Annotated in this window: 25 protein-coding genes; 5 read left to right on the top strand and 20 right to left on the bottom strand. The window is 75.2% G+C overall.

The features are described 5' to 3' along the window. The 3 genes from DMB38_RS32510 to DMB38_RS32495 all read right to left on the bottom strand — a co-directional run bounded on the left by DMB38_RS32510 (position 1) and on the right by DMB38_RS32495 (position 3646). Positions 1–1548: an MFS transporter gene (locus DMB38_RS32510; protein WP_125938173.1), complete on the bottom strand. Its 1548-nt coding sequence runs from the start codon at positions 1546–1548 to the stop codon at positions 1–3. An 89-nt stretch (positions 1549–1637) separates the two neighbouring features. Next, positions 1638–2672 (bottom strand): Ppx/GppA family phosphatase, encoded by a 1035-nt coding sequence (locus DMB38_RS32505; RefSeq protein ID WP_240662584.1) that lies wholly within the window; start codon positions 2670–2672, stop codon positions 1638–1640. Positions 2673–2992: 320 nt separating this feature from the next. Continuing rightward, positions 2993–3646 carry an endonuclease gene (locus tag DMB38_RS32495; RefSeq protein WP_125938171.1) on the bottom strand — a complete coding sequence of 218 codons (654 nt, stop codon included), beginning with the start codon at positions 3644–3646 and terminating at the stop codon, positions 2993–2995. A 214-nt stretch (positions 3647–3860) separates the two neighbouring features. Here DMB38_RS32495 and DMB38_RS32490 point away from each other — a divergent pair, with 214 nt between their 5' ends. Next, complete coding sequence (locus DMB38_RS32490; RefSeq protein WP_125938170.1) at positions 3861–4685, top strand: LLM class F420-dependent oxidoreductase; 825 nt, start codon at positions 3861–3863, stop codon at positions 4683–4685. Between the two features lie 47 nt (positions 4686–4732). Here the strand turns inward: DMB38_RS32490 and DMB38_RS32485 are convergent, their stop codons facing one another. Both DMB38_RS32485 and DMB38_RS32480 read right to left on the bottom strand, forming a co-directional pair. After that, a complete protein-coding gene (locus DMB38_RS32485; protein ID WP_164716157.1) occupies positions 4733–5911 on the bottom strand; it encodes an FUSC family protein in 1179 nt (392 codons plus the stop codon). A 205-nt stretch (positions 5912–6116) separates the two neighbouring features. Beyond that, positions 6117–7016 (bottom strand): hypothetical protein, encoded by a 900-nt coding sequence (locus tag DMB38_RS32480; protein WP_125938169.1) that lies wholly within the window; start codon positions 7014–7016, stop codon positions 6117–6119. Between the two features lie 198 nt (positions 7017–7214). On the opposite strand from DMB38_RS32480, the gene DMB38_RS32475 reads away from it, so the two are divergent. Beyond that, positions 7215–7757 (top strand): TerB family tellurite resistance protein, encoded by a 543-nt coding sequence (locus DMB38_RS32475; protein WP_206337780.1) that lies wholly within the window; start codon positions 7215–7217, stop codon positions 7755–7757. Positions 7758–7821: 64 nt separating this feature from the next. On the opposite strand, the gene DMB38_RS32470 is transcribed toward DMB38_RS32475, so the two are convergent. The 5 genes from DMB38_RS32470 to DMB38_RS32450 form a co-directional block, all read right to left on the bottom strand. Continuing rightward, on the bottom strand, positions 7822–8538 hold the full coding sequence (locus DMB38_RS32470; protein ID WP_125938168.1) for a DinB family protein: 717 nt from the start codon (positions 8536–8538) through the stop codon (positions 7822–7824). A 101-nt stretch (positions 8539–8639) separates the two neighbouring features. Then, positions 8640–10070, bottom strand: a complete 1431-nt coding sequence (locus DMB38_RS32465; protein WP_125938167.1) for an NAD(P)/FAD-dependent oxidoreductase — start codon at positions 10068–10070, stop codon at positions 8640–8642. Between the two features lie 97 nt (positions 10071–10167). Further along, positions 10168–11079, bottom strand: a complete 912-nt coding sequence (locus DMB38_RS32460) for a helix-turn-helix transcriptional regulator (RefSeq protein WP_125938166.1) — start codon at positions 11077–11079, stop codon at positions 10168–10170. Positions 11080–11259: 180 nt separating this feature from the next. Continuing rightward, complete coding sequence (locus DMB38_RS32455) at positions 11260–12072, bottom strand: SAM-dependent methyltransferase (protein ID WP_125938165.1); 813 nt, start codon at positions 12070–12072, stop codon at positions 11260–11262. Positions 12073–12206: 134 nt separating this feature from the next. Next, positions 12207–12995 carry an SDR family oxidoreductase gene (locus tag DMB38_RS32450; RefSeq protein WP_125938164.1) on the bottom strand — a complete coding sequence of 263 codons (789 nt, stop codon included), beginning with the start codon at positions 12993–12995 and terminating at the stop codon, positions 12207–12209. Positions 12996–13071: 76 nt separating this feature from the next. Here DMB38_RS32450 and DMB38_RS32445 point away from each other — a divergent pair, with 76 nt between their 5' ends. Together DMB38_RS32445 and DMB38_RS32440 are read left to right on the top strand one after the other, a co-directional pair. Further along, positions 13072–14331 (top strand): SLC13 family permease, encoded by a 1260-nt coding sequence (locus tag DMB38_RS32445; protein WP_125938163.1) that lies wholly within the window; start codon positions 13072–13074, stop codon positions 14329–14331. A 3-nt stretch (positions 14332–14334) separates the two neighbouring features. Next, entirely contained in the window at positions 14335–14862 is a 528-nt protein-coding gene (locus DMB38_RS32440) for a universal stress protein (RefSeq protein WP_125938162.1), read from the top strand. 10 nt (positions 14863–14872) lie between these two features. On the opposite strand, the gene DMB38_RS32435 is transcribed toward DMB38_RS32440, so the two are convergent. The 3 genes from DMB38_RS32435 to DMB38_RS32425 form a co-directional block, all read right to left on the bottom strand. Continuing rightward, positions 14873–15559 (bottom strand): DUF899 family protein, encoded by a 687-nt coding sequence (locus tag DMB38_RS32435; RefSeq protein WP_125938161.1) that lies wholly within the window; start codon positions 15557–15559, stop codon positions 14873–14875. Between the two features lie 63 nt (positions 15560–15622). Beyond that, positions 15623–16405, bottom strand: a complete 783-nt coding sequence (locus DMB38_RS32430; protein WP_125938160.1) for a class I SAM-dependent methyltransferase — start codon at positions 16403–16405, stop codon at positions 15623–15625. A 12-nt stretch (positions 16406–16417) separates the two neighbouring features. Further along, the gene (locus tag DMB38_RS32425) at positions 16418–17275 is read right to left on the bottom strand and encodes a helix-turn-helix transcriptional regulator (protein ID WP_125938159.1); all 858 of its coding nucleotides are present in this window, start codon (positions 17273–17275) and stop codon (positions 16418–16420) included. Positions 17276–17389: 114 nt separating this feature from the next. On the opposite strand from DMB38_RS32425, the gene DMB38_RS32420 reads away from it, so the two are divergent. Beyond that, entirely contained in the window at positions 17390–18889 is a 1500-nt protein-coding gene (locus tag DMB38_RS32420; RefSeq protein ID WP_206337779.1) for an MFS transporter, read from the top strand. Here the strand turns inward: DMB38_RS32420 and DMB38_RS32415 are convergent. The 7 genes from DMB38_RS32415 to DMB38_RS32385 form a co-directional block, all read right to left on the bottom strand. After that, entirely contained in the window at positions 18825–19754 is a 930-nt protein-coding gene (locus tag DMB38_RS32415; RefSeq protein WP_125938157.1) for an NAD(P)H-binding protein, read from the bottom strand. The genes DMB38_RS32420 and DMB38_RS32415 overlap by 65 nt on opposite strands. 149 nt (positions 19755–19903) lie before the next feature. Further along, positions 19904–20653, bottom strand: a complete 750-nt coding sequence (locus DMB38_RS32410; protein ID WP_125938156.1) for a DUF2306 domain-containing protein — start codon at positions 20651–20653, stop codon at positions 19904–19906. After that, positions 20650–21447 carry an ABC transporter permease gene (locus tag DMB38_RS32405; protein WP_125938155.1) on the bottom strand — a complete coding sequence of 266 codons (798 nt, stop codon included), beginning with the start codon at positions 21445–21447 and terminating at the stop codon, positions 20650–20652. The genes DMB38_RS32410 and DMB38_RS32405 overlap by 4 nt, the downstream gene beginning before the upstream one ends. Then, the gene (locus DMB38_RS32400; protein WP_125938154.1) at positions 21444–22448 is read right to left on the bottom strand and encodes an ATP-binding cassette domain-containing protein; all 1005 of its coding nucleotides are present in this window, start codon (positions 22446–22448) and stop codon (positions 21444–21446) included. The genes DMB38_RS32405 and DMB38_RS32400 overlap by 4 nt, the downstream gene beginning before the upstream one ends. Before the next feature lie 96 nt (positions 22449–22544). Further along, positions 22545–23198 carry a response regulator transcription factor gene (locus DMB38_RS32395; protein ID WP_125938153.1) on the bottom strand — a complete coding sequence of 218 codons (654 nt, stop codon included), beginning with the start codon at positions 23196–23198 and terminating at the stop codon, positions 22545–22547. Beyond that, the gene (locus DMB38_RS32390) at positions 23195–24310 is read right to left on the bottom strand and encodes a histidine kinase (RefSeq protein WP_125938152.1); all 1116 of its coding nucleotides are present in this window, start codon (positions 24308–24310) and stop codon (positions 23195–23197) included. Before DMB38_RS32390 ends, DMB38_RS32395 begins: the two co-directional genes overlap by 4 nt. 111 nt (positions 24311–24421) lie before the next feature. After that, positions 24422–25495, bottom strand: a complete 1074-nt coding sequence (locus DMB38_RS32385) for an FAD-binding oxidoreductase (protein ID WP_125938151.1) — start codon at positions 25493–25495, stop codon at positions 24422–24424. Positions 25496–25543: the final 48 nt, after the last annotated feature.

The following is a 25543-nucleotide window of genomic DNA, read 5'->3' as shown; positions in this document are numbered from 1 at the left end:
TCAGAGCAGGTTCCGGCGCTGGGTGCGTACGACCTCCTCCGCCTCCGCCGCCGTGGCCACCGCGGGCGGTGAGCCCTCCAGCGGCAGGCCCGCCGTCTCCGTCAGCAGCGAGACGGAGACGATGCCGACGACGGCGAAGGCCATCGTGTAGTACGCCGCCGCCATCGGCGTGTCCAGGACGTGCACCAGCCCCTCGATGACGGCGGGGGTGGTGCCGCCGAAGACCGCGACGGAGAGGTTGTAGCCGATGGCCAGCGAGCCGTAGCGGACCTCCGTGGGGAAGAGCGCCGGCAGCGTCGCCGACATGGTGCCCTGGAGGCAGATGAGGCAGGCGCCCAGCAGGAGCATGCCGCCGAAGACGGCGAGGACGGCCCCCTGGCGCACCAGGATGTAGGCCGGTGCGCTCACCACGAGGAAGCCGACCATGCCGATCATCAGCAGCGGTTTGCGGCCGATCCGGTCGTTGGCGCGGCCGACGAGCGTGACCACGGAGATCATCGCGACCATCGTGGCGATGACCACGGCGAGCTGCTCGGCGCGCGGCCAGTCCAGGACTTCCGTGAGATACGTCGGCATGTACGTGAGCAGCATGTAGTTCGCCACGTTGTACGCCGCCACCAGCGCGATGCACAGCAGCATCGTCTGCCGCTGCCCCGCCATGATCCGCCGCAGCTCCCCCGGCGTCTGCTTCCCCCCGGCCTTCCCGCCCTCGGTCTTCCGGCCCAGTGCGGGCTCGGCCTCGCCCGTCACCTCCGCCACGGTGGCCCGGCCCGCCTCGGACTTCACGAAGGCGGGCGTCTCCTCCAGCCGCAGCCGCAGGTAGAGGCCGATCGCGCCGAGCGGGCCGCCGATGAGGAACGGGATGCGCCAGCCCCAGGAGGCCATGCCGTCCTCGCCGATGCCCGCGGTGAGCACGAGGACGAGCCCGGAGGCGCCGATGTAGCCGGCGAGGGTGCCCATCTCCAGGAAGCTGCCGTAGTAGCCGCGCCGCTTGTCGGGGGCGTACTCGGCGATGAAGGTCGCCGCGCCGCCGTACTCGCCGCCGGTGGAGAAGCCCTGCGTCAGCCGGGCGATGATGAGCAGCAGGGGCGCCCACAGGCCGATGGTGTCGTAGCTGGGGATGAGGCCGATGGAGAAGGTCGCCGACGCCATCAGGATCATCGTCAGCGCCAGCACCTGCTTGCGGCCGACGCGGTCGCCGAGCGGGCCGAAGAAGGCACCGCCCAGGGGACGTACGGCGAAGGAGACCGCGAAGGTCGCCAGCGACAGTATCGTCCGGGTGCCCTCGCTGGCACCGGAGTAGAAGACGTCGCCGAGGGTGACCGCGAGGTAGGCGTAGATGCCGTAGTCGAACCACTCCATGGCGTTGCCCAGCGCGGCGGCCCGTACGGCGCGCCGGATCTCGGGCTCCTCGGTGACGGTGATCTCGCTCAGCCGCCACCGGGGCCGGAGCTTGGCCTGCGCCACGCGGAAGAGGAGGGGGTGGCGTCTTCGGGCCGCGGGATCCCGGGCCGTGCTGCCGTCGTTGTCCTGGGCCTCTGCGTCCATGAGATCCGGGGTACCACGCCGCCCGCCGCCATCGTCGTCAACGCGCCGCCACAGCCGCCGGTTCGGCCCTGGAGACGGCCGGGGCGGCCTCAGTTCGCCAGGTTGATCTGCGTCCTGATCGCGTCGAGGCCGAGGCCCGGGTGCGGCTTGCGCTGGCCCGGTACGCGCGGCTCGTCGCCGGGCGGGGCCGTCCACCAGCTCATGCTGCCCTCCTCGACGGTGCGCAGCAGGATGCCCTCGCGGATCGCCCAGGGGCAGACGGTGACCACGTCGATGCTCATCAGCTTCATGGCGGTGTGCGCGACCACCGCGCCGGCCAGCGACTGCCGCGCGCGGGCCGGCGAGATGCCGGGCAGCCGGGCGCGTTCCGCGGCGGGCAGCCCGCGTAGTTGCTTGACCGCGCGGCGGAGGTCCTCCTGCGCCATCGTGCGGGGGACGAACGGGCCGTGCCGCCCGGGCGCGGCGCCGCAGAGGCGGGCGAGCTGCTGCATCGTCCGGGAGGTGACGACGGTGGTACGGGGCGCCTCCCAGCGGATGCGCGCGGCCACGTCGCGCAGCCGGTGCCGCACGTGGCGGCGTACGGCCTTGACGGCGGCGGGCGGCGGCGGGTCGTGCCTGCCGAAGAACTCGCGGGTCAGCCGGGCGGCGCCCAGCGGCAGCGCGACGGCGAAGTCGGGCAGCCGGCTGCGGCCGCAGGCGACCTCGAAGGAGCCGCCGCCGATGTCGAGCACGGCCATCGGCCCGGCGCGCCAGCCCATCCACCGGCGGGCCGCCAGGAACGTCAGTTCGGCCTCCGTCTCGCCGGGCAGCAGTTGCAGGACGACGTCGGTGCGCTCGCGGACGGCGCGGACGATGTCGCGCGCGTTGGGGGCGTCGCGTACGACCGCGGTGGCGAAGGCGAACGGCTCCGCCACCCCCCAGCGCGCGGCCTCCTCACGCGCGGCGCCCACGGCGGCGGCCAGCTCCCCGACCGCCCGGTCGCCGAGCCGCCCGTCGGGGCCGGCGAGCTCCGCGAGGCGCAGTTGCCGCTTGGCCGTGTGCAGGGGCAGCGGCACCTGGCCGTCCGCGTCCGCGACCACCAGGCGCACCGTGTGGGATCCCGCATCGATCACGCCGACTCTCATTCGGCCTCACGTACCCCATTCGGCGGCATTTTAGACATCCCTCCTCTTCCGACCCGGGTGCCCCGGGCTCGCCGTACGCGCTCAGCGCAAGTCGAGCCGGCGTACTCGCCGCGGGCGGGCCCGCACAGCTCCTGGTTGAGCCGGGAGGGGATCCGGTGGCTCAGGCCGCGGTGGTCGAGGCGTACCCGCTGGAGAACGGGACCGCCCGGGTCGACCTGACGATGACGTCCTCGAAGACCGAGGCGGGGCGGACGTCGATGGTCATGCCACCGAGGATGCCATGCGGGGGCCGCCCGTCCGGGCGGCGGCGGCGCCCGGCCTCACGCGTGCGTGAGCTCCCTGACCTGCTGCGCCGCGCCCTTGTCCAGCGCGCAGTGCACCAGCGCCGCCGTGAACCGCGGGAGCTGCGGCTCCCCCACGAGCCGGGCGAGCCGGGAGGGGTCCTCCGGCAGGCCCACCTTGCCGGCGCCCTGCACGACCTTGGCGTCGATGTACGGGGCGGCCTCCGGCCAGACGCCCTGGACCTCGCGGAGGAAGATCGCCGCGCCCGCGGGGCCGAGGCCCGGGAACCGCCGGAGCAGCGCACTCATCCGGGTGGTGTCGCCGTCCGCCTCGCGGCGCAGCCGGCGCAGGTCGCCGCCGTAGGTGTCCAGCAGCAGCCGGGCGCCGTCGCCGAGCTGGGAGGCGGTGCTCTCGTCGTAGCGCCGGTAGCCGCCCTCGCCGAGGATCTGGACCCGCCGCCGCCAGGTGGCATCGGCCATCCGCTGCGGACTGCCCAGACCGGCCTGGAACAGCGCGCGGGCCGTGCCGACCGCGGCGCCGGCCCGGATCCGGGCGCTGAGCAGGCCGGAGAGCACGAGCAGTTGGTAGAGGGGCTGCGGGGTGTTGCGAAGCCGGATGCCCGCGTCCTCGGCGTACGTGGTCCCGTAGCCGTCCAGGAGAGCGTGCACCGTACGTTGCTGGTTCTGGGTCACCGTTCCGTCCTCCGGGCTCGCGGGTACCGCCGGCCGCGCGGGCCGCGGGACGCGGCGGTCCTCTGCACAACTGTGCCATCGCGGCGCCGGGACCGCCTGCCGGGCGGTGGCCGGCGGCGGCCGATCTTGCGGGCGCCTCCGCGGTGTGCGACCGTGCGTGGCGCGCGTAGCCGAGCGGGTACGCGACGTGTGTACCCGAGAGAGGTGGCCGCCCGTGAAGTTCGGGGTGTCGACGTTCCTGACCGACGAGGGCATCGCGCCCGCGGTGCTCGGGCGGGCGCTGGAGGAGCGCGGCTTCGACGCGCTCTTCGTCGCCGAGCACACCCACATCCCGGTGGACCGGCGCTCGCCGCTGCCGGCCGGCGGCGAGCTGCCGCGGAAGTACTACCGCACGCTCGATCCGTTCGTGGCCCTGGCGGCGGTGGCCCCGGTGACCCGGAACCTGCTGCTGGGCACCGGCATCGCGCTGGTCGTGGAGCGGGACCCGATCGTCACCGCGAAGGAGGTCGCCACGCTCGACCTGGTCTCGGGCGGCCGGGTGGCCTTCGGCGTCGGCGCGGGCTGGAACCGCGAGGAGATGCGCAACCACGGCACGGAGCCGCGCACCCGCGGAAAGCTGCTGGACGAGCGGATGCGCGCGATGATCGCGCTGTGGACGCAGGACGAGGCGGAGTTCCACGGCGAGTTCGTCGACTTCGACCCGGTGTTCTGCTGGCCGAAGCCGGTGCAGCGCCCGTATCCGCCGGTCTACGTGGGCGGGGGCGGCGAGCCCGCCTTCGAGCGGGTCGCGGCGTTCGGCGCGACGTGGCTGCCGAGCCGGGTGCCGGCCGGGGAGCTGGGCGGGCGGATGCGGCGGCTGCGGGAGGTGGCGGGCGACGCGCCGGTGGTGCCGTACTCCGCGTCGCACGAGCCGGCGGCCCTGGAGACGTACGCGGAACTGGGTCTCGAGCGGGTGCTGCTCGATCTGCCGACGCTGCCGGAGGCGGAGTCGCTGCGGGCGCTGGACGAGCTGGCGGCGGCGACCGCGGCGTACCGCTGACGCGGGCGGTACGGGCGGAAGGGGCCGCCGGGTGCGCGGCCGGGTGGTCAGCGGGTGAGCCAGGCGCTGAGGCGGGAGAGCCGCGGGATGTGCTCGCGGTAGTCGCGGCTGCTGCGGTCGAGCGCCTCCAGCAGGCGGGCGGAGCGGTGTTCGGTGTCGAGTTCGTCGAGGACCCGGTTGACGTCCGCGAGGAGCGCGCCGTACAGGAACCAGTTCTCCTCGTCGCGTCCCACGGTCTCCAGGAGCAGGGACTCCACCCGGTCCCGTACGGAACGGGCCGCGGACAGGTCCGCCTCCAGCCGGCCGGCCGCGGTCTCGGCGCTCTCGGAGACCTCCGTCGCGACCAGTTGCGCGAAGCTCACCAGCGCGTCGCCCAGGTAGGCGAAGAGGTCCTGGAGCGCCGCGCCCGCGTCGCGCGGGAAGAGCGGCTCCCCCTTCCGCCGGGCCTGCGCGAGGTCCGACAGGCTCCGGGTGAGGACGCGCAGCACCACCGCGCAGATCTCCAGCGTGTCGAGACCGGTGCGCAGGACCGCCCGGTGCATCAGGCCCTCGCGCACCCGGGGGTTGAGCCGCAGGCTGTCCTCGGCGCGGCGCAGCGAGGTGTCGACCTCGCCGACGAACTCGTCCAGCTCGCGCGCCGCCTCCAGCCGGTCGGCGGCGACCGACGGCGGGGTGACCTCGGTGAGCTGCTCGGTGCTGCGCAGCAGCAGGCGGCGCATGCGGCGGGCCAGGTCCTCGATGGCGTCGCCCGCGCTCTCCACCCACACCGGGGGCGCCAGCACCAGGTTGAACGTGAGGCCCACGACGGCGCCGGTGAGCGTCTCCAGGATCCGGGTGAACGCCGTGTCCCCCACGTGGGCGACGCCCAGGACGAGCATCGCGCTGATCGCCACCTCGGGCACGAACTCGCTCACCCGCACGATGCGCCCCGCGACCAGCGAGCTGAGGATGATCAGCCCGAGGCTCCACCAGCTCAGCCCGACCAGCGCGCTGAACCCGCTGGCGATCAGCACCCCGACCACGACGGCCGTGACACGCCGGATGCCGGTGGTGAGGGTGGCGTAGAAGGTCACCTGGACGACGAGCAGCGCGGTCAGCGGCGCCGTGAGCGGCTTGGGGCCGTTGGTGAGCTGGAGGGCGACGACGTACGCGATGGTGGCGGCCATGGTGGCGCGCACCGTCTGCGCCACGGCGGGCGCGCGGAGCCGCTCGACGAGTCCTGCCATGCGCGGGCGCCCCTTGAGGGCGTCGGCGGTGTACGACTTCAGCGCTCCTCCCGGTGACGTCGCGCGCTGCGCGCGCCGCGGCGGTCCGCCGCGGCGGCGGTGACCAAGGCCAAGGTCTCACAGCGAGCGCCCCGGCCCGGCGCGCGGAGCCACCCCCTCGGGTCCGCGTAGGCCGAGGGGGTGGCGTGGGGTGGTCCGGCGGGGGTCAGCCGCCGATCACCGCGCTCGACGGCACCCGGTCCGCCGGCACCGAGAACACCGCGACGTACGGCCGCGGATCCCGGCACGCGCCGCCCGCTCCCACCGGCCGCAGCCGCCGCGACGTGATCTCCAGCAGCAGGTCCTCGCCGCAGCCCCGCCCCGTGAAGGCGAAGCGCCGCGCGGGACCCGGCAGCTCCGAGTCGTACAGGCTCCCCAGCCTGCTCTCCAGCGCCGCGGTCGCCGCCGCCGGCAGCGGGCGCGCGAAGGCGCCGAACTGGTCCGGCTGGCTCACCTCGGCCGCCCGCGGCGCACGCCTGGCCGCGGCGCCGTCGAGCGGCGCGTACGCGAGGAGTTCCGCCGGTCCCGGCGGCCCCGGCGGGGCGCCGCCGATCCTCGGGTCCGTCCCGGCGTCCTTCCCCGGGACGGCGAAGACCGCGAGCACGTCCCACGGGCTGTCGCACGTCTCGTACGTCCTCGTGTCGGTGAGCCGCGCCGCGTAGCCGGTGTTCTCGTCGTACGTGAGCACCGCGCCTCTGGCGCTGGTGCAGCCGCTGCTCCAGCCCGTGGCGACCAGGACCTCGGCGTCCAGGTCGCGGGCGAGGAGCTTCCCGCGCAGCGCGCCGCCGATGCCCTCCTGCGGATACCAGCCGGCGAACGCCCGCACGTCCGCCGGCGTCCGCAGCAGCGTGCGGACCGCCGCGAGTCCGTGCCCCTGCTCGAAGTGCACGGTCTCCGCCCCGGGCACCACCGCGCCGTCGGCGCCGCCGGGGCCGGAGACGGGTGTGCCGTCCCGGCCCGCCACCGCCCACCACACGCAGCCCGCGAGCAGCGCGCCCACGACGATCGCCGCCGTGATCAGCCACGTGCCGCCGCGCGGCCGTATGCCTGTCTGAGCCCCCGTCATGCCGTTCCCCCTCGTTCCCCCGTACGCCTCTCGGACGGCGCCCCGCCCCAGGGGGTTCCCCCGTTCCCCCGGACGGGTACATGCGGAACCTCCGCGTCCCGCCGGGGCGTTGAGAGACTGACCGCGGCACCGCGGTCTTCGGTACGACGACCGGAACCGACGAGTCGGGCGGACGCCCGCAACCCGAGGTGGCATTCAGTGTCGATGTTTGATCGGATCAAGGACCAGGCGAAGGGACTTCAGCAGTCCCGGGGCGGAGCGCGGTCCGGGAGCCAGGGCTCGACGGGCTCGGGCGGTGGTTCCAAGGCCCAGCTCGTGAGCATGTTCAAGTCGCAGCTCAGCTCGATGAAGACGGAGCTGAAGAGCGGCGCGTACCGGGACGCCACCATGGCGGTCTGTGCGCTCGTGGCGGCGGCGGACGGGCACGTGCACCCCGCCGAGCGGGAGCGCATGGAGTCGATGATCATGACCAACGACGTGCTGCAGAACTTCCCGCCGGAGCAGTTGCGGCAGCGGTTCACCAAGCACCTCGACCGGCTCACGGTCGACTTCCATGCGGGCAAGGCGGAGGCGCTGCAGGAGATCGCCAAGGCCAAGAAGAAGGCGGCGGAGGCGCGGGCGGTGATCCAGACCGGATTCGTCATCGCCGGTGCCGACGGCCACATCGACCCGGCCGAGCAGCAGGTGCTCCGCGAGGCGTGCTCGGCGCTCGGGCTGCCGCCCTCGGAGTTCGGCATCTGAGGCCGGACGCCCGGCGGTTCGCGTGCCTCGTACGTCCCGGGGGCGTACGAGGCACGCGCGGCTTTCAGGTCCCGGTGCCGCGGGCCCGCCACAGGTCGCGCAGGAGCGCGATCTCCGCCATGTGGTGGATGAACTCCAGGTTGCCCGCCCACAGCACCTCGACGTAGGCGTTGTCGGCGTCGGAGGCGTACGGGTTCTGCGAGAAGCCGACGGTGTCCAACTGCTCCTCGGTGACGGTGGCGACGCTCTCGCGCCAGCGGTCGACGTCCGCCCAGAACCGCGCGAGCGCCAGTTCGGCGGAGGGCGTGAAGTCGACCAGCAGCTTCGGGTCCCGGCGCCGCTCGCCGAAGGTCCACTCCCAGCCGCCTGCGATGCCCGAGTGCAGATGCCCCAGCCGCCACGCGATGGTGGTGACCGGGGTCTCGTCGGGCTCCAGCGGGCCGGTGTGGGCGAGGACTTCGCGGACCCGCTCGACGCTCACGTCCCAGTCCCGGGCCACCTTCTCCACGGGCATGCCCCCGGCGACGTCCTGCACCACCCCGGCGTACTCGCTGTGCGGGATGTCCGCGGCGCCCTTGTCGAGCACCCACTCCCCCGGCCCGTACGCCCGCGGCGTGACCGCCTCCGACCGGCGCCGCACCGACCAGCAGCCGGGCACCGGCTCCCAGCGGAACTCCTCGTCGCCGAGCCCGGCGAGCCGCAGCTCCGCCGCCTCCCTGGCCATGTCGAACTGGTCGAGCAGCAGGCTCAACCGCCCGCTACCCGCACGTCCTTCCGCCATCCCCGTCTCCCTCCGCGGCCGCGATTCTCGCGGCGGCGCTGCGGACCCTAGCGACCGCAGGCCACGGAGGCGACGGGATTTTTCCGGGGGCGGGGGCTCGGTCAGCCGCGGTACGCCTCCAGCAGCCGCAGCCACACCTCGCTGATCGTGGGGTACGACGGGACCGCGTGCCACAGCCGGCTCACCGGCACCTGGCCGGCGACCGCGATGGTCGCCGAGTGGATCAGCTCCCCCACACCGGGGCCGACGAAGGTGACGCCGCGCAGGATCTCCTCGTCGACGTCGACGACCATGCGCGCCCGCCCGCGGTAGCCGTCCGCGTACAGCCCGGCGCCCGCGACCGAGCCCAGGTCGACGTCCACCGCGCGCACCCGGTGCCCGGCCCGTTCCGCCTCGGCCAGCGACATCCCGACGGCCGCGGCCTCCGGGTCGGCGAAGACGACCTGCGGGACGGCACCGTGGTCGGCGGTCGCGGCGTGCGCGCCCCACGGGTCCGACTCCAGCAGCGGCACGCCCTGCGCGCGGGCGGCGATGGCCGCACCGGCGATGCGCGCCTGGTACTTGCCCTGGTGGGTGAGGAGCGCGCGGTGGTTGACGTCCCCGACCCCGTACAGCCACTCGCTGCCCTCGACCCGCAGGCTGTCGTCCACCGCCAGCCAGGAGCCGGGCTCAAGACCCACGGTCTCCAGGCCGATGTCGTCGGTACGGGGCGCACGGCCGGTGGCGAAGAGGATCTCGTCGGCCTCGAGGGTGTCGCCGGCGTCGGTGGTCGCGAGGACCGTGCCGTTCTCGCGGACCACGGAGGTGACGGAGGTGCCGGTACGCACCTGGGCGCCGGCCTCGGTCAGCGCCTCGGTGACCAGCTCGCCGGCGAAGGGCTCCATGCGGTCCAGCAGGCCGCCGCCGCGGACGAGGACGGTGACCCGGGAGCCGAGCGCCTGCCAGGCGGTGGCCATCTCGACGCCCACCACGCCGCCGCCGACGACGATCAGCCGCCCGGGGACGACCGCGGAACTCGTGGCCTCCCGGCTGGTCCACGGCTTGACGTCGGCCAGGCCGGGCAGCCGGGGCAGCAGCGCGCGGCTGCCGGTGCAGACGGCGACGGCGTGCCCGGCGGTGAGCGTGCGCACCACGCCGTCGGCGTCGGTCACCTCGACGGTGCGCGGCCCGGCGAGGCGGCCCTGGCCGCGGTAGAGGTCGGCGCCGATGCCGTCGAGCCAGGCGACCTGGCCGTCGTCCTCCCAGTGCGAGGTGAACGCGTCCCGGCGGGCGAGGACCGCGGCCGCGTCCAGGTCGCCGGCCACCAGGCCGCTCAGCCCGGGGAGGCGGCGGGCGTCGGCGCGGGCGAGCACCGGCCGCAGCAGGGCCTTGCTGGGCATGCAGGCCCAGTACGAGCACTCGCCGCCGACGAGTTCGCTCTCGACGACCGCGGTGGACAGACCGGCCGCCCGGGTGCGGTCCGCCACGTTCTCGCCCACGGGGCCGCCGCCGATGACGACCACGTCGTACGCAAAGGATTCCGTTTTCACCATGGGGTCAGTGTGGCTGGTGGCTACGCGGGGGCGGCACAGCGGCCCCGCGGGGTGTGTCGCCCGGCGGCGGTCACCGCGCCCGGGCCGTACGGCGCCGTCAGTGGCCGTGCAGCAGGCGGGTGAGGAAATCGGCGGCGTCGGTGCTGGTGCTGGTGGCCGCGGCGAGGTTGTCCAGCGCCAGCCGGTAGCGGTCGACCTCGCCGGGCTTGTCGATGCGCACCGTGCCGGTGAGCTGGTCCAGGCAGACCACGTCCGGCAGTTCGGGCTCGGCGAACCGCAGCATCGTCATCGGCTGCGCCACCGCGGCCGTGCCGCCGGCCGCCAGCGGCACCACGTCCAGCGTGACCGTGGGGTGTTCGAGGTGCAGCCGGAGCAGGTGCCGCAACTGGCCCTCCATCACCCCCGGGGCGCCGACGGAGCGCCGCAGCGCGGCCTCGTCGAGCAGCACCCAGCAGCGCGGTGGGTCGGCGCGGGTCAGGGCCTGCTGGCGGCGTTCCAGCAGGTGCAGCCGGCGCTCCACGGTCCGCACCGGGTCGCGCGGGAAGCCGAGCTGGGTGATCGCGCGGGCGTACGCGGCCGTCTGCAGCAGGTCCGGGATGCGCTGGGACTGGTAGCTGCGGATGACGGTGGCGGCCTCCTCCAGGCCGAGGTGGGTCTCCGCCTGACTGGGTATCAGGTCGCTGTACTCCTGCCACCAGCTCGGCGCGTTGGCGCCGCGGGTGAGCGCCGCGAACTCGTCGAGCACGTCCTCGTCGGTGACGCCGTAGAAGTCGAGCAGCGCCGCGACGTCATGGTCCTTGCAGCCGCCCTGGCCCAGCTCCAGCCGGCACAGCTTGGCGACCGAGGCACCGATCTCGCGGGCGGCCGCCTGCAACTGGATGCCGCGGTCCTGGCGGAGCCGGCGCAGCCGGGAGCCGAGGACGGACCTGCAGACGGGCCGGCCGCCGCGCTCGTATTCGCCGGCGAGCGGGATCCCGGGGTCGTGCACCGCCGCCGTGGGCACCGTCATCGGTCCTCCGCAGGCATCCGTTCTCCGGGTGGTCCTTCGCCGTCGAGACTCACGCTACCCACGGAAGCGTAACGCGCTACAGGGGGCGAAAGCGCACCTTGGCCCGATCTTTGCGAGCGGCAGACATGCCCGCGGCCCGCGGCCCGCGCCGCGGCGGCGGGCCGGTGCCCGGGCCGCGGGCTACGGCTTCCGGCCGACCCCGCCCAGGACCGCCATCTCCACCGGGCTGCCCACCTCCACCGGCTCGGGCCGCCACAGCGGGCAGGACACCACGCCGGGCTCGACCAGTTCCAAGCCGTCGAGGTAGCCGGCGATCTGGGCCGCGCTGCGCAGGTGGTACGGCACGGCGCCGGAGGCGTTGTAGCCGGCGATGGCCCGGCTGTACTTCTCGTTCCCCTCCACGCCGTCGCGTATCGCCAGGTAACTGCCGGACGGCAGCGGGTCCATCAGCCGCCGCACCACCGACCTGGCCTGCTCGTAGCCGTCGACGTGCGCCAGGATGCCCATGAGGATGACGGCGACCGGGCGGTCGAGGTCCAGGGTGCGCGCCGCACCCGCGAGTATCGCCTCGGGGTCCTCGACGTCGGCGTCGATGTACGCGGTCGACCCCTCCGGGGTGCTGGTGAGCAGGCCGCGGGCGTGGGCGAGGACGAGTTTGTCGTTGTCGACGTAGACGATGCGGGAGTCGGGGGCCGCGCGCTGGGCCACCTCGTGGGTGTTGTCCGCGGTGGGCAGCCCGGTGCCGATGTCCAGGAACTGCCGTACGCCCGCCTCCCCGGCGAGGTGGCCGACGACCCGGCGCAGGAACTGCCGCCCGCTGCGGGCGAGATCGACGATCTCCGGGAAGACCTGCTGGAACCGGGCGCTGGCGGCGCGGTCCGGCTCGTAGTTGTCCTTGCCGCCGATCCAGTAGTTGAAGATCCTCGCCGAGTGCGGCACCGAGGTGTCGACGACCACCCGCTGCGTGCCGTCGCTGAAGGTTTCCTCTGACATGATCTCCACCGTCCGGGGTCGGGGGCGCGGCCCGGACAACGTAACCGAGGCGGCGCCCGTCGTCACCGGCGCCCGTCGTCACCCGCCTCCCGGCAGCCCGCCCGCCGCGCCCGCCGCGCCGGCCGGGCGGCCGGTCACGGTCCGTCGCCCGCGATGCTCCGGGACATCGCGAGGTGGCTCGCGAGCAGCCCGCCGTCCACCGGCAGGCTGACCCCGGTGATCCACGCCGCGTCGCCGGAGGCGAGGAACGCCACCGCCGCCGCGATGTCGTCCGGTTCGCCGACCCGGCCCAGCGGGTAGTGCTCCTCGACCCGGGCCAGGACCTCGGGCCGGCCGGCCCAGACGGCGGTGCGCACGGTGCCGGGCTCGACGAGGTTCACGCGCACGCCGCGCGCCGCGCTCTCCACGGCCAGGGTGCGGGTGAGGGAGACGAGCGCGGCCTTGGCGGCGCTGTAGGCGTGCTCGCCGTAGTGGCGTTCGGCGTTGACCGAGCCGATGTTGACGATCGCGGACCGGCCCGGGGCGGCGGCCAGCAGCGGCAGCGCCGCGCGGGCGCAGCGCGCCGCACCGTGCAGGGTGACCTCGAAGTCCTCGTACCAGTCGGGCTCCCGCCAGTCCTCGAAGCGCGGCGGGTCGCGGTGGACGGCGTAGGCGTTGTTGACGAGGACGTGCAGCCCGCCGAAGGACTCGGCCGCGTACGCGACCGCCGCCCGGACCGCCGCGCCGTCCGTCACGTCGCAGGCGAGCGCCGCGGCCGTACCGCCGGCGGCGCCGATCGCGGCGGCGGCCCGCGCGGCCCGCTCGCCGTCCCGGTCGGTGACCAGCACGCCCGCGCCCTCCGCGGCGAAGCGGCGGGCGACCGCCTCGCCTATGCCCTGCCCGGCGCCCGTGACCAGCACCCCGTATCCCTCGAATCGCTCCATCGGACCAGGTTAGAAGGCCGGTCCGACACGGCCTCGCCTCGCGCGGCGGCGGGCCGGCAGCGGCGAGGATGAGCCGGTGAGTGCTGCGGCGGCCGAGGCCCTGTCCGTCGTGCTGCTGGCGGCGGTGCTGGTCTGCGCGGTGGTACGGCCGTGGGGGCTGCCGGAGGCGGTGGTGGCGGTGCTCGCGGCGGGGGTCGCCCTCGCCACCGGGGCGCTCTCCACCGGCCACGCGGCCGACGAGGCGGCCCGGCTGGGGCCGGTCGCCGGGTTTCTGGCGGCGGTGCTGGTGCTCGCCCGGCTCTGCGACGAGGACGGGCTGTTCACGGCGTGCGGGGCGTGGATGGCGCGTACCGCCGCGGGACGGCCACGCCGGCTGCTGGCGCAGGTCTTCGTCCTCGCCTCGGCGATCACCGCGGTGCTCAGCCTGGACGCGACGGTGGTGCTGCTGACGCCGGTGGTGTTCGCGACGGCCGCGCGGCTGGGCGCGCGGCCGCGGCCGCACGTGTACGCCTGCACGCACCTGTCGAACTCCGCGTCCCTGCTGCTGCCCGTCTCCAACCTCACCAACCTGCTCGCCTTCGCCGCGAGCGGGCTGAGCTTCACCCGGTTCGCCGCCCTGATGGCGCTGCCGTGGCTGGCGGCGATCGCCGTCGAGTACGCCGTCTTCCGCCGGTACTTCGCCGTCGACCTGGACGCCGGCGCGACCGCCCCGGTCGCGGCCGCGGCGCCCGCCGTGCCGGTGTTCGCGCTGGCGACGCTGGCGTGCACGCTGGCCGGCTTCGCGGTGGTGTCGGCGTTCGGGATCGACCCGGCGTGGGCGGCGGGCGCGGGCGCGGCGGTTCTCGCGGTGCGCGCGCTGGCCCGGCGCCGTACCACCCCCGCCGCCCTCCTGCGGGCCGCCGCGCCGCCGTTCCTCGCCTTCGTCCTCGCCCTGGGGCTGGTGGTCCGCGCGGTCGTCGACAACGGCCTCGGGACGGCCCTGGGCCGGCTGCTGCCTTCGGGCACGGGACTGCTCGCGCTGCTGGGGACGGCGGCGCTGGCCGCCGTCCTCGCGAACGTGATCAACAACCTGCCCGCGGTGCTGGTGCTGCTGCCGCTCGCGGCCCCGTCGGGGCCCGCCGCGGTGCTGGCGGTGCTGCTGGGCGTGAACATCGGCCCCAACCTCACCTATACGGGCTCGCTCGCGACCCTGCTGTGGCGGCGCGTGGTGCACGCGCACGACGCGGAGGTGGAACTGAAGGAGTTCACCCGCCTCGGCGTGTACGCCGTACCGGCGGCCCTGGGCGCCGCGGTGCTGGCACTGTGGGTCTCGCTCACCGTGATCGGAGGAGGATGACCCGTGGCCGTGGTGGTGTGGATCGTCGAGGGCACGTGGCCCGCCTGCGTGGCCGCCGCGGGCGCGCACGCGCCCGAGGAGGCGGAGGTCGTCCTCCTTCACGTCGCCCCGGCGGACGTACCCGGCGCGGCGCACGGTGCGCTCGCCGGGCTGCTGGGCCGGGGCGGGCCCGCGCCCGGGCGGCCTGGGCACGAAGGCCCGGGACCCGACCCGGGCGAGCGGGTCGCGCGGCTCGCGGACGCCTCCGCCGACGAGCTGCTCGCCGAGGCCGCGGCCCGGCTGGGCCGGCCCTGCACCCTGGCCAAGCGCACGGGACGGGTCGAGCGGGAGGTCGTCGCGGCGGCGGCGGACGCCGAACTGCTGGTCGTCGCCCGGGACGGCGACCGCGCCCACCTGGGCCCGCGCAGCCTGGGTCCGGCGAGCCGCTTCGTCGTCGACCACGCGCCGTGCCCGCTGCTGCTGGTGTGGCCCGAGTCCGCGCCGGGCACGGCGACGCTCCCGCCGCCTCCGCCGCCCCCTCCCGGTCCGTAGGCGGGCCGGCCTACGCGTCCTCGCCGTAGAGGCGGGCGATGTCCTTCGAGTCGAGCCAGCCGCTGTACGCGGGCGACTGCGGCCAGCCCTCGGGCGAGTCCTGCCACTCCTCCCGCCGGCCGTACGGCAGCACGTCGACGAGCGGGAAGGTGTGGCTCAACTGCTCGGTGCCGCGGCCGCTGGAGTGCCAGGTGCGGTAGACGGTGCCGCCGTCGCGCAGGAAGACGTTGAGCGCGAACCCGCCGCCCTTCGGGGCGTCGACATCGGCACCGAACGGGCTGTTGGCGGTGGAGTACCAGGTCATCTTGTTGCCGACGCGCTTCTTGTACGCCAGCGCCTGGTCGATCGGGCCCTGCGTGACGATGACGAACCGCGCGTCGTACGGATCGAGGAAGCCGAACCGGGTGAACTGCGCGGTGTAGCTCGTGCAGCCGCCGCACTGCCACTCCTTGTCCTCGAACCACATGTGGTTGTAGACGATGAGCTGCGACTTGCCCTCGAAGACGTCCACCAGCCCGACCGGCCCCTCCTCGCCCTCCAGGGTGTAGTCGGGCATCTCGACCATCGGCAGCCGGCGCCGCTGCGCGGCGATGGCGTCGAGCTCCCGGGTCGCGGCCTTCTCGCGGACGCGCAGCGCGTCCAGCTCGCGCCGCCAGGTGCCGGTGTCGACGACGGGCGGCAGTGCGTGGGCGGTCATGGTGCTCCTCCGGCGTTCAGGGATTGCCTTTCCGTACGGATGGACCGGCCGGCCCGGCGAAACTCATCGCGCGGCGCGATGGCACTCTGTCACGTACGGCATCTCACCCGGTCGCGCCACCGCGAGGAGGGCCCGTACCCGGTCCAGCAGCCGGTCGCGTACGGCGGGCGCCAGAGTGATCACGTAGCTGCGGGAGGCGACCATGTCGACGATCTCCGCCTCGGTCACCGGGTGGCGCCAGCGGAAGTCCCGGCGCTCGACGGGCCCGAACGGCGCGCCGATGCGGTCGGTCTGACGGTCCTCCGCGGGTGCGGGGGCGTACTCGCGCAGCAGCCGGCCCAGCTCCGCGACCCAGGGCACGGACTCGTCGCGGCTGTTCCACACCAGCGCGAGCCGCCCGCCGGGGCGCAGCAGCCGGGCGACCTCGGGGACGGCGCTTTCGGGGTCGACCCAGTGCCATGCCTGGGCGCAGACGACGGCGTCGGCGCTCGCGTCGGGCAGGGGTATCGACTCGGCGGTGCCGGCGAGGGCCCGTACGCCGGGCAGGACGCGGGCGAACTCCTCGCGCATGCCGGCGGAGGGCTCGACGGCGACGAGTTCGCGGCCCGGTGCGCGCAGGGCGCGGGTCAGCTTGCCGGTGCCGGCGCCGAGGTCGACGACCGCGCGGGCGGACTCCGGCACCAGCCAGGCGGTCGCCTCCGGCGGGTAGGGCGGGCGGCCGCGCTCGTAGGCGCCGGCGGCGGCGCCGAAGGAGCCGGCCTGCCGGCTCCGCTCGCGCCGCTCCCGCTCGCTTCGCTCCCGCCGGTTACGGCCGCCGGGGTCACCGTGCTCGTTCGGGGAGGTCATGCCCGCATCGTGTCAGGCGCCCGCCGGCTGCGACCGGGCGGAGAGCAGCCGGAGGGCGTCGGCGGAGGCGGGGTCGTCCGGGGTGTAGACCTCCAGCCGGTGGTCGGGGCTGTCGGGCTGCAGCCAGACCTGGTAGCCGACGTCGAGCGCGCCGACGGTGGGGTGCCGCAGCCGCATCGTGCCCACGGTGCAGTCGGCGACGTCGCCCGCGGCCCACAGCTCCGCGAAGTCCCCGCTGCCCATGGCGAGTTCGCCGATCAGCTCGGCGAGGCGGGCGTCGGTGGGGTAGCGGCCCGCGGTCAGCCGCAGGTACGCGACGTGGATGCGGGCCAGCTCCGCCCAGTTGGCGTGCTGGTCCCGTACGAGCGGGTCGAGGAAGAACATCCGGGGCACCGAGGGACGGCGGGCGGGGTCCCCGGGGGCGTCGAAGTCGACGTGCTCGGCGACGAGCGCGTGCCCGGTGCGGTTCCAGGCCAGCACGTCGCCGCGGCGGCCCAGCACGACGGCCGGCGTCGTCTCGGCCAGGGACGTCAGCAGCGCCAGCACCCGGGGGTGCGGCGCTTCGGGCGCCGGCCGGACCAGCCGCGGCGCGGCCGGCCGGCGGGCGAGGTTGTGCAGGTGGGCCGTCTCGGCCGGGTCGAGCCGCAGCACCCGGGCCAGCGCGTCGAGCACCTGCCGTGAGGCGGTGCCGGCCTGCCCCTGCTCCAGCCGCGTGTAGTACCCGGCGCTCACCCCGGCGAGCTGCGCCAGCTCCTCGCGCCGCAGCCCCGGCACCCGGCGGGCGGCGCCGTAGGTCCCGAGTCCGGCGGCGGCGGGCGTGACGCGGCCGCGGCGGGTCTTCAGGTACGTCCCGAGGTTCTCCAGCTCCATGGTCCCGAGGCTACGCCGGGGCGGGCGCGGGTGCGGCGGCCCCGGGTATCCCTGCCGGGTGTACCCACGGTGCGGGGATGGCTGACGGCCGGACGCCGGAGCACCGTCGTGGCCATGGACGTACAGCGGACTTCTCCCCCTGCCGCCCCCGGCGCGCGGGCCTGGCTCGGCCTGCTCGTGGTGCTCGGCCCGGTGCTGCTGGTCGCGATGGACGGCTCGGTGCTGTTCCTGGCGATGGCCTCGATCTCGGCGGAGCTGTCGCCGTCGGCGGACCAGGCGCTCTGGATACTCGACGGCTACGGGTTCGCGGTCGGCTCCCTGCTCATCGCGTTCGGCGGCATCGGCGACCGGTACGGCAGGCTCCGGCTGCTGCTGACCGGGGCGGCGGTGTTCGGCGCCGCCTCCGCGGGCGCGGCGTTCGCGCCGTCCGCGGAGCTGCTGATCGCGTTCCGGGTGCTGATGGGCGTGGCCGGCGCGACGCTGCTGCCCTCCGCGCTCGCGGTGCTGAGCGAGCTGTTCGCCGACGCGCGGCGGCGCGCGCAGGCCATCGGGATCTTCGCGGCCGCCTTCGCCGCGGGCTTCGCGATCGGCCCGGTGGTGGGCGGGCAGTTGCTCGCCCACTTCTGGTGGGGCTCGGTCTTCCTCATCAACCTTCCGGTGGTCGCGCTCTTCCTGCTGCTGGCCCCGCGGCTGCTGCGGGAGGTACGCGCCGGCGGGCAGGGCCGCGTCGACGTGCCGAGCGTCGTGCTCTCCGCCGCGGGCATCCTGCTGGCCGTCTACGGGATCAAGCGCGCGGCGGCCCACGGTCCCGCGGCCGTCCCGCTGGTCGCGGCCGGCGCCGGCATCGCCCTGCTGTGGTGGTTCGTACGCCGCCAACTGCGGCTCGCGCACCCGCTGATCGACCTCCGGCTCTTCCGCGACCGGGTGTTCGCGATCGCGGCGGTCACCGGGCTGCTGCCGCTGGCGGCCTGGTCGGCGGTGGCGTACCTGGGCGGCATCTACCTGCAGTCCGTACGCGGGCTCGGCGTCTTCGACGCCGCGCTCGTGACGCTGCCCGGCGCGCTGGTGCTCACGGTCACCTGCGTCGTCACCCCGGCGGTGGTCGCGCGCACCGGCACCCGGGCGGCGCTGCTCGCCTGCCACTTCGTCATCGCCGGCGGGCTGCTGCTGCTCCTGCCCACGGGGGTCTCGGGCGGCACGGGCTGGTACGTCGCGGCCACCGTCGTCGCGGGGGTCGGCTACGGCATCTCGTTCAGCGTGGTCGCGGACACCGCCGTCGCCGCGGTGCCGCCGGAGCGCGCGGGCTCCGCCGGGGCGATCGCCGAGACGAGCAACGAACTCGGCAACGCCCTCGGGATCGCGCTCCTCGGCTCGCTGGCGGCGCTCGTCTTCCGGCTGCGGGGTCCCGACCTGGCCGGGACGCTCACCGAGACGTTGCAGGCGCCGGGGATCACGGCGGCGGCGGCCGGTCAGGCGGAGTCCGCGTTCGTCACGGGGCTGCACGCGGCGGCGCTGGTCGCGGCGCTGCTGCACGCGGCGCTCGGGCTCTTCACGCTGCGCCACCTGCCGCGCCGTCGCCACCCCGCGCCGCCGCTGCCCGCATCGCTTCGCTGACCGGGGGCCGCAGGTACGCGTACGCCCAGGCGGCGAGGGTGGTGGGCGTAGTGGTGAGCACGTCGCGCGGCTGCTCGGGGCTGAAGTCGCGGGTGCCCGCGGCCATGCCGGCGACGGCCTCCACCGCGCCCGGCGGCAGCCCCGCCGAGCCCAGCGCGGCGCGTACGTCGGCGTCGCTGACGGCCTCCACCCGCACCGGGCGGCCCAGGGCCCCGGTGAGGATCTCCGCGACCTGGAGGAAGCTCAGGTCCTCAGGACCGTGCACGGCCTGGACGACGCGCCCCTTCCAGTCGCCGGCGAGCAGCCGCGCGGCGGCGACGTCGCCGATGTCGCGCGGGTCGACCCACGCCATGGGGCGCTCGGGGCGGAACTGCGTGGGGAGCACGCCGCGGGCCAGGTCGTCCAGGGAGAAGAGGAGGTTGCTGAAGAAGTAGGCGCAGCGAAGGTGGAGGGTGTCGGCCCCGGTGGCGTCGAGACTCTCCTCGATCCGGCCGAGCGCGTCGATGTGCCCGGCGCCGCCGCGCAGTTCCGCCCCGATGCTGCTGAGCAGCACGACCCGCGCGACGTCACCGGCGCGGGCGGCGTCGACGAGTCCCGCGGCGGTCCGCTCGGAGGCGGCGTTGGGGTCGGGGCCGGTGGGCTGGGTGGGGTCGACCCAGAAGACGGTCCGGGCACCGGCCGTCGCCTCGCGGACGAACGCCGTGTCCGTCATGTCGCCGGTGCGTACGTCGACGAGCCCGCGCGTCGCCGGGTCGAGACGCGCGGGGTCGCGGACGAGTACCCGCGGGCGTACGCCGGCCTGGAGCAGGAGGCGGACGACGCGGGATCCGACGCGGCCGGTGGGGGTGGTGACGACGATGCTCATGGGGCGGTGCCTCTCGTTTGCCGGGCTCCCCGCCACCGTAGGAAAGAAGGAGGACGGTTCCGGACCTCCTTCGCCCGGCGTGGGCGCATGATCGCCGCATCGCCGCATCCCGCACGGCCGCCGTGGCGGACGCCTCGCCGTCCCGGCACCTATTCCCGGTGTTCCCGGTATTCCCGGCCCGCACGTACCCGGGTGCCGCCCGCCGGGGCCGCGGGGGCCCGGGCCCTGCGGCGCCGGATCAGCAGCTCGGCCACCGCCAGGTTGACGATCCAGCCCAGGACCTGGCCGACCGGGATCACGTCCGTCACCGTGTCCGCCGCCGGGCCGCCCGCCTCCGTATCCCGGAAGGGTGCCCCGGCGATCAGCAGGAGGGGGACGACGGCACGGGCGGTGACGGCGAGGAAGGTGAGCGCGTAGTTGCGCGTCATCCAGCGGCGGTGGCTCTCGAAGTCCCCTCCGCGGGCGGCGCGGTAGGCGAGCCAGCCGGTGACCAGCCAGCCCACCGCGGGGATCGTCAGGCCGACCTGGGTGAGGACGCGGCCGGAGAGCAGTGCCGCCGGGATGCCCGTCAGCGCCGCCGGAAGCACCCCGGCGAGGAGATAGGTGCGGCCGAGCGCGCGGTGGACGCGGCGGCGGGTCCGGATCGCGGGGACGAACTGCAGCGGGCCGAGCACGAGCGCGACGAAGGCGGTGAGCACGTGGCCGACGACCACGCCGTAGTGCAGGTCGCCGCCGACGTCGAGGCGGCTGTCACCGGCGTCGAACGTCAGGTAGGGGACGACGAGCACCGTGCCCGCGACCGCGGCGACGACGGACAGGGCCCAGCCCCGGCGGGAGCGGGCGGGGGCCGCGCCGGCACCGCGCGTCCCGCCGGGGCGGCCGGAACCCGGCCCGGTCAACCGGACTTGACTTCGCTGCGGAGCACGCGGAGCGCGCCGACGGCCGCGGGCAGGGCGACCCAGACGAGGTCCGCGGTGAGCACCCGCAGCCACTCCCCGGCGGTCAGCCCGTGGTCGTACAGCTCGCTGAGGGCGAGGTTGAAGTCGACCCACGAGCCGGTGCTCTCCATGGCCGGCACCGTGTTGAACAGCACGCTGGAGAGGTTGGGCAGCACGAAGAACGCGATGATCGCGGGCGCGCTCGTCAGCAGCAGCATGCCGAACGCGAAGCCCATCATCAGCCCGCTCAGCAGGACGACGGCGATGTCGAGGTAAGCGCCCGCGCCGAAGGCCCAGGCTCCGTCGCCGTCGCGCAGCGCCGCGCCGAGCAGGTTGCCGACGGCGGCCGAGGAGAAGGTGATGCCGAGGACGAGTACGCCCAGGAGGAGCGTCGCGCACGCCTTGGCGAGCAGCACCCGCTTGCGGTCGGGCTCCAGGGTGAAGGTGACCAGCCCGGTGCGCTGGCTCCACTCCGTGGTCACGGTGAGGATGCCCACGACGGGGAGCAGGAGCTTCTGCGGGGTCTGCGTGATGTTGACGAACTGCTCGTACGTGAGGTCGCCGGGATCGGCGGTGACCACCATGACGGCGACGATCACCGGGGTGACCGCGAGGATGCCGATGAGCAGCCACGTGCCCGCCCGGGTGTCGCGGAGCTTGCGCAGTTCGGTGCGGAGGAGCCGGCCGAAGGGGATGCCGGTCCGCTCCGCGGCGGGTCCGGGCTGCCGCCGGTTCTCCGTGAGGTGAGTCGTCATCGTCCCGTTCCGCCCTTCGTCCTGCCGGTACGGCCCTTCGCCGCGCCGCCGCCCTTCGTCCCGCCGCCCGCGCCCGCTCCGTCCCTGGAGTGGCCGGCGGTGAGCCGGAGGAACATGTCCTCCAGCCCCGTCTGTCCCGCGGCGCGCAGCTCGGAGACCTGCACGCCGGCGGCGGCCGCGGCGGCCGAGACCCGCTCGGTGGACTCCGGGGTGAGGAAGCCGCCGTCCGCGGCGGCGGAGTGGGCGATGCCCGCGCCGGTGAGCGCGTCCGCGAGCGCGCCGTCGTCGGCGGCGCGGACGAAGGTGCCCGCGTCGGCGAGCAGGTCCTTCTTGGTGCCCTGCACGACGATCTTCCCGCGGCCGATGACGACGAGTTCGTCGGCGATCACCTCGACCTCGCGCAGCAGGTGCGAGGAGAGCAGGATGCTGCCGCCGCGGTCGGCGAAGTCGCGCAGCAGGCCGCGCATCCAGTGGATGCCCGCAGGGTCGAGGCCGTTGGCCGGCTCGTCCAGGATGAGCACCCGCGGATCGCCGAGCAGCGCGTGGCCGACGCCGAGCCGCTGCCGCATGCCGAGCGAGTAATCGCCGGTGCGGCGGCGGGCCTCGGCCGGGGTGAGGCCGACGATGCCGAGCACGTCGTCGACCCGCCCGGCGGGCAGGCCCATCATCATCGCGCCGAGGGTGAGGATCTCGCGCCCGGTGCGCCCGGAGTGCTGGGCGGAGGCGTCGAGCAGCACGCCGACGTGCCGCCCCGGCTCGGGCAGTTGCCGGTACGTGCGGCCGAGGACGGTGCAGCCGCCCGCGGTCGGGGGCGTCAGGCCGACCATCATGCGCATGGTGGTCGACTTGCCGGCGCCGTTCGGGCCGAGGAAGCCGGTGACCGTGCCGGGGCGGACGCCGAAGCTGACGCCGTCCACGGCCGTGTGGTCGCCGTAGCTCTTCGTCAGTCCTTCGACGTGGATGGCGTACGGCGGCGCTTCCCGGTTGTGTTGAGTGACCATGCGCTCATCGTCGGCACCCCCGCGCCGCCGGGCATCGGGCGCAGGGCGGCTGCCGGCGTACGCGGATCCGCGTACGCGAGCGGCGTGCGTACGCGCTCAGTCGGCGAGGCCCGACCGGAAGGCGAACACCACGAGCTGCGCGCGGTCACGGGCACCCAGCTTGGCCATCGTCCGGCTGACGTGGGTACGGGCCGTCGCGGGACTGATGACAAGGCGGCCGGCGATCTCGTCGTTGTTCAGCCCCTCCCCCACCAGCGCGAGGATCTGCCGCTCCCTGCCGGTGAGCGAGCCCAGCCGCGGATGCGGCTTCGACACCCGGGGCGCCTTGGTGACGAACTCGCGGACGACCCTGCGGGTCACGGAGGGCGACATCAGATTGCCGCCCTCGACGACGGCGCGGATCGCCTGGAGCAGGTCCACCGGCCTGGTGTCCTTCAGCAGGAAGCCGCTCGCGCCGTGGTGCAGCGCGTCGAAGACGTACTCGTCGTGCTCGAACGTGGTGAGCATGATCACCTTGGTGTCGGCCAGGGCGGGGTCCGCGGTGATCCGGCGCAGCGCGGTGATGCCGTCGACGCCGGGCATGTGGATGTCCAGCAGGACGACGTCCGGCCGGAGCCGCCCCGCGAGTTCCACGCCCGCGAGCCCGTCGGCGGCCTCGCCGGCGAGTTCCATCCCGCGCTCGTTCTCGATGAGGGCACGCAGCCCGAGGCGGACCAGGTCCTGGTCGTCGACGATCAGTACGGATATCACGGGGAACCTCCGGTCGGGAGACGGGCGCGCACCTCGAACGTGTCCGGTGGGACCAGCCCCGCGGTGAACTCGCCGCCCAGGTCGAGGACCCGGTCGCGCATCCCGGCGATGCCGGATCCGCCCCCGCCCCGGGGGGCTTCGCCGACGGGGTTGGAGACGGCGATCCGGATGCTCCCGGGCTCGTGGCGGATGCGCACCGTGGCCCGCCGGGCGCCGCTGTGCCGCAGCACGTTGGTGAGGGACTCCTGCACGATGCGGTAGCCGGTCAGCTCGATCGCGGCGGGCAGCCGGGGCGCGGCGCGGCCGGAGACGTCGAGGCGCACCTGCACGCCGGCCTCGGCCATCCGCTGCCGCAGGTCGTCCAGCCTGGTCACGCTCGGCCCGGAGCCGGGTGCGGCGCCGTCGCCGGTGCGGCGGATCACCGAGAGCGTCGCCCGCAGTTCCTCCAGCGCCTCGCTGCTGGTGCGGCTGATGGCCTCCAGCGCCACCTCCGCCTGCGCGGGCTTCTTCCCGAGTACGTGCAGGGCGACGTCGGCCTGCATCTTGATGGCGGCCAGCCCGTGCCCCACGATGTCGTGGACCTCCTGGGCCACGCGGAACCGCTCCTCGTCCGCGCTCCGCCGGATCGCCTCCGCCCGCGCCCTGACCTCGGCGTCCCGCCGCAGCCGCATCGCGTAGCCGAGGGCGAACGGGACGACGACCCAGGCGGAGACCGGGAGCGCACCCGAGAGCCCGAGCCCGCGGTCCCGCACGAGCAGATGGGGCAGGAGCGCGAGCAGCGCGGCCAGCGCGTAAGGACCGGCCGTCGCCGGGGGGACATGCCGGGCGAGGGTGTACACGGCGATCATGAAGACGGCGAGGATGGGGCCGTAGGCGTACCCGAGCAGGACGTACGCGGCGGTGCATCCGGCCGCCACCGCGAACATCTCCGCGGGCCGCCTGCGGCGCACGGCGAGCACGAGCGCGGCGGTCACGAACAGCGCGTACCCGCGGGCGTCGACGGCGGCGTCCGCACGCTCCGCTCCGCCGGCGACGTGCGTGCCGGCGAGCCCGGCCGCGGTGATCGCGGCGGCCAGGGCGGCGTCGCCGAACTGCGCTCCGGTGATCCTCACGGGTGGCCAGCCTGGTGCCCGCGGGGGTGCGGCCGCGTCCTCCGCGGGGAGACACCTTCGCTACTCGGATCCGCGTATGCCAGGACGCCGGCGTACGCGCACAGTCGCGCCTTACGCGGCCGGCGGGCGGCAGCGGCGGAGTTCGGGGGGCGGTTCGCCCGTGGTGAGTTCGGCCGCGATCAGGCGGCCGGCGGTGGGGGCGAGGGTGACGGCCGCGTGCATGACGGCGACGTAGGCGGAGCGGCCGGGTGCCGCGTAGCCGATGAGCGGGCCGTGGGGCGGCATCGGGCGGCGGCCCAGGCGGTGGTCGAGCAGTCGGCACGCCCCGGCGCCCCGGAAGGTGTTCCTGAGGTGGCGGAGGGCGTTCTCGGCAGCCCGCGCAGGCGCGTGGGGTGAGGTGCCGTCGACGCGCGGCAGGGTCATGAGGAGTTCGCCGTCGCGCACCTCGCGCACCTCGAACTCCGGTGTCGACACGATGGTCCTGACCAGGCCCGGCGGCGCCGCGACCCGGACCCGGAAGGCCGGGGACTCCGGTACGGGCACCTCGGCGGGCAGCGCCGCGGACAGCGCGGCGACGCCGGTGCCGGCGGCGAGGACGACCGTCGCCGCCGGATGGAAGCCCGTCGCGGAACGCGCTCCGGTGCCCCGGCCCGCCTCGGTCTCCAGCGCCGTCACCGGAGTGCCGAGGAGCACCGTCGCGCCGCGGGCGCGGGCGGCGGCGATCAGCGCGCGGGTCATCGCCTCCGGGTCGAGGCCCCCGTCGCCGGGGGTGTGGAGGGCGTGCGCGGGCGGGTCGCGGAGGTGGGGCTCCAGTGCCGCGATGGCGTCCCGTACGACCCGGTGCCTGCCCGGCACCGCGGGCGTGCCGTCCGCGCTCTGTTCGCCGGCCCACGTCAGCGAACCCGTCCAGCGGACCGCGTAGCCCGGCACCTCGGCCTCCAGCCGCCGGTGGTCGGCGAGCACGGACGCGCGCAAGTCCTCGGCGCCGCCGGGCCAGTCGCCGGCGGTGCCGCCGATCCAGGCGAAGGAGGCACCGGTGACGCCGGCGGCCGGGGCCGCCTCCCGGTCGAGCAGCGTCACGCGCACCCCGAGGCGCGCCAGGTGGTACGCCACGGAGGCGCCCACGACCCCCGCGCCGACGACGACGACACCGTCCCGCGGCGCGCTGGAGCTCCCGGACACCATGCGACCACCTCCCCGGCAGTGTCGCATCCGGGGCGCGGAGCCGCCCCG

Origin of the sequence: Streptomyces sp. WAC 06738, assembly GCF_003945505.1 — a bacterium.
Lineage (GTDB): Bacteria > Actinomycetota > Actinomycetes > Streptomycetales > Streptomycetaceae > Streptomyces.
The sequence above is the reverse complement of the archived record's forward strand: the minus strand, read 5'-3'. Positions and strand labels throughout refer to the sequence as shown.

Coding starts and splice junctions, on each gene's coding strand:
- DMB38_RS32460 (WP_125938166.1), bottom strand. CDS start 11,079: ATGACGGTGCCCACGGCGGCGGTGCACGACCCCGGGATCCCGCTCGCC.
- DMB38_RS32425 (WP_125938159.1), bottom strand. CDS start 17,275: ATGGAGCTGGAGAACCTCGGGACGTACCTGAAGACCCGCCGCGGCCGC.
- DMB38_RS32450 (WP_125938164.1), bottom strand. CDS start 12,995: ATGGAGCGATTCGAGGGATACGGGGTGCTGGTCACGGGCGCCGGGCAG.
- DMB38_RS32510 (WP_125938173.1), bottom strand. CDS start 1,548: ATGGACGCAGAGGCCCAGGACAACGACGGCAGCACGGCCCGGGATCCC.
- DMB38_RS32420 (WP_206337779.1), top strand. CDS start 17,390: ATGGACGTACAGCGGACTTCTCCCCCTGCCGCCCCCGGCGCGCGGGCC.
- DMB38_RS32465 (WP_125938167.1), bottom strand. CDS start 10,070: ATGGTGAAAACGGAATCCTTTGCGTACGACGTGGTCGTCATCGGCGGC.
- DMB38_RS32430 (WP_125938160.1), bottom strand. CDS start 16,405: ATGACCTCCCCGAACGAGCACGGTGACCCCGGCGGCCGTAACCGGCGG.
- DMB38_RS32405 (WP_125938155.1), bottom strand. CDS start 21,447: ATGACGACTCACCTCACGGAGAACCGGCGGCAGCCCGGACCCGCCGCG.
- DMB38_RS32480 (WP_125938169.1), bottom strand. CDS start 7,016: ATGACGGGGGCTCAGACAGGCATACGGCCGCGCGGCGGCACGTGGCTG.
- DMB38_RS32505 (WP_240662584.1), bottom strand. CDS start 2,672: ATGAGAGTCGGCGTGATCGATGCGGGATCCCACACGGTGCGCCTGGTG.
- DMB38_RS32400 (WP_125938154.1), bottom strand. CDS start 22,448: ATGGTCACTCAACACAACCGGGAAGCGCCGCCGTACGCCATCCACGTC.
- DMB38_RS32415 (WP_125938157.1), bottom strand. CDS start 19,754: ATGAGCATCGTCGTCACCACCCCCACCGGCCGCGTCGGATCCCGCGTC.
- DMB38_RS32435 (WP_125938161.1), bottom strand. CDS start 15,559: ATGACCGCCCACGCACTGCCGCCCGTCGTCGACACCGGCACCTGGCGG.
- DMB38_RS32485 (WP_164716157.1), bottom strand. CDS start 5,911: ATGGCAGGACTCGTCGAGCGGCTCCGCGCGCCCGCCGTGGCGCAGACG.
- DMB38_RS32385 (WP_125938151.1), bottom strand. CDS start 25,495: ATGGTGTCCGGGAGCTCCAGCGCGCCGCGGGACGGTGTCGTCGTCGTC.
- DMB38_RS32470 (WP_125938168.1), bottom strand. CDS start 8,538: ATGGCGGAAGGACGTGCGGGTAGCGGGCGGTTGAGCCTGCTGCTCGAC.
- DMB38_RS32455 (WP_125938165.1), bottom strand. CDS start 12,072: ATGTCAGAGGAAACCTTCAGCGACGGCACGCAGCGGGTGGTCGTCGAC.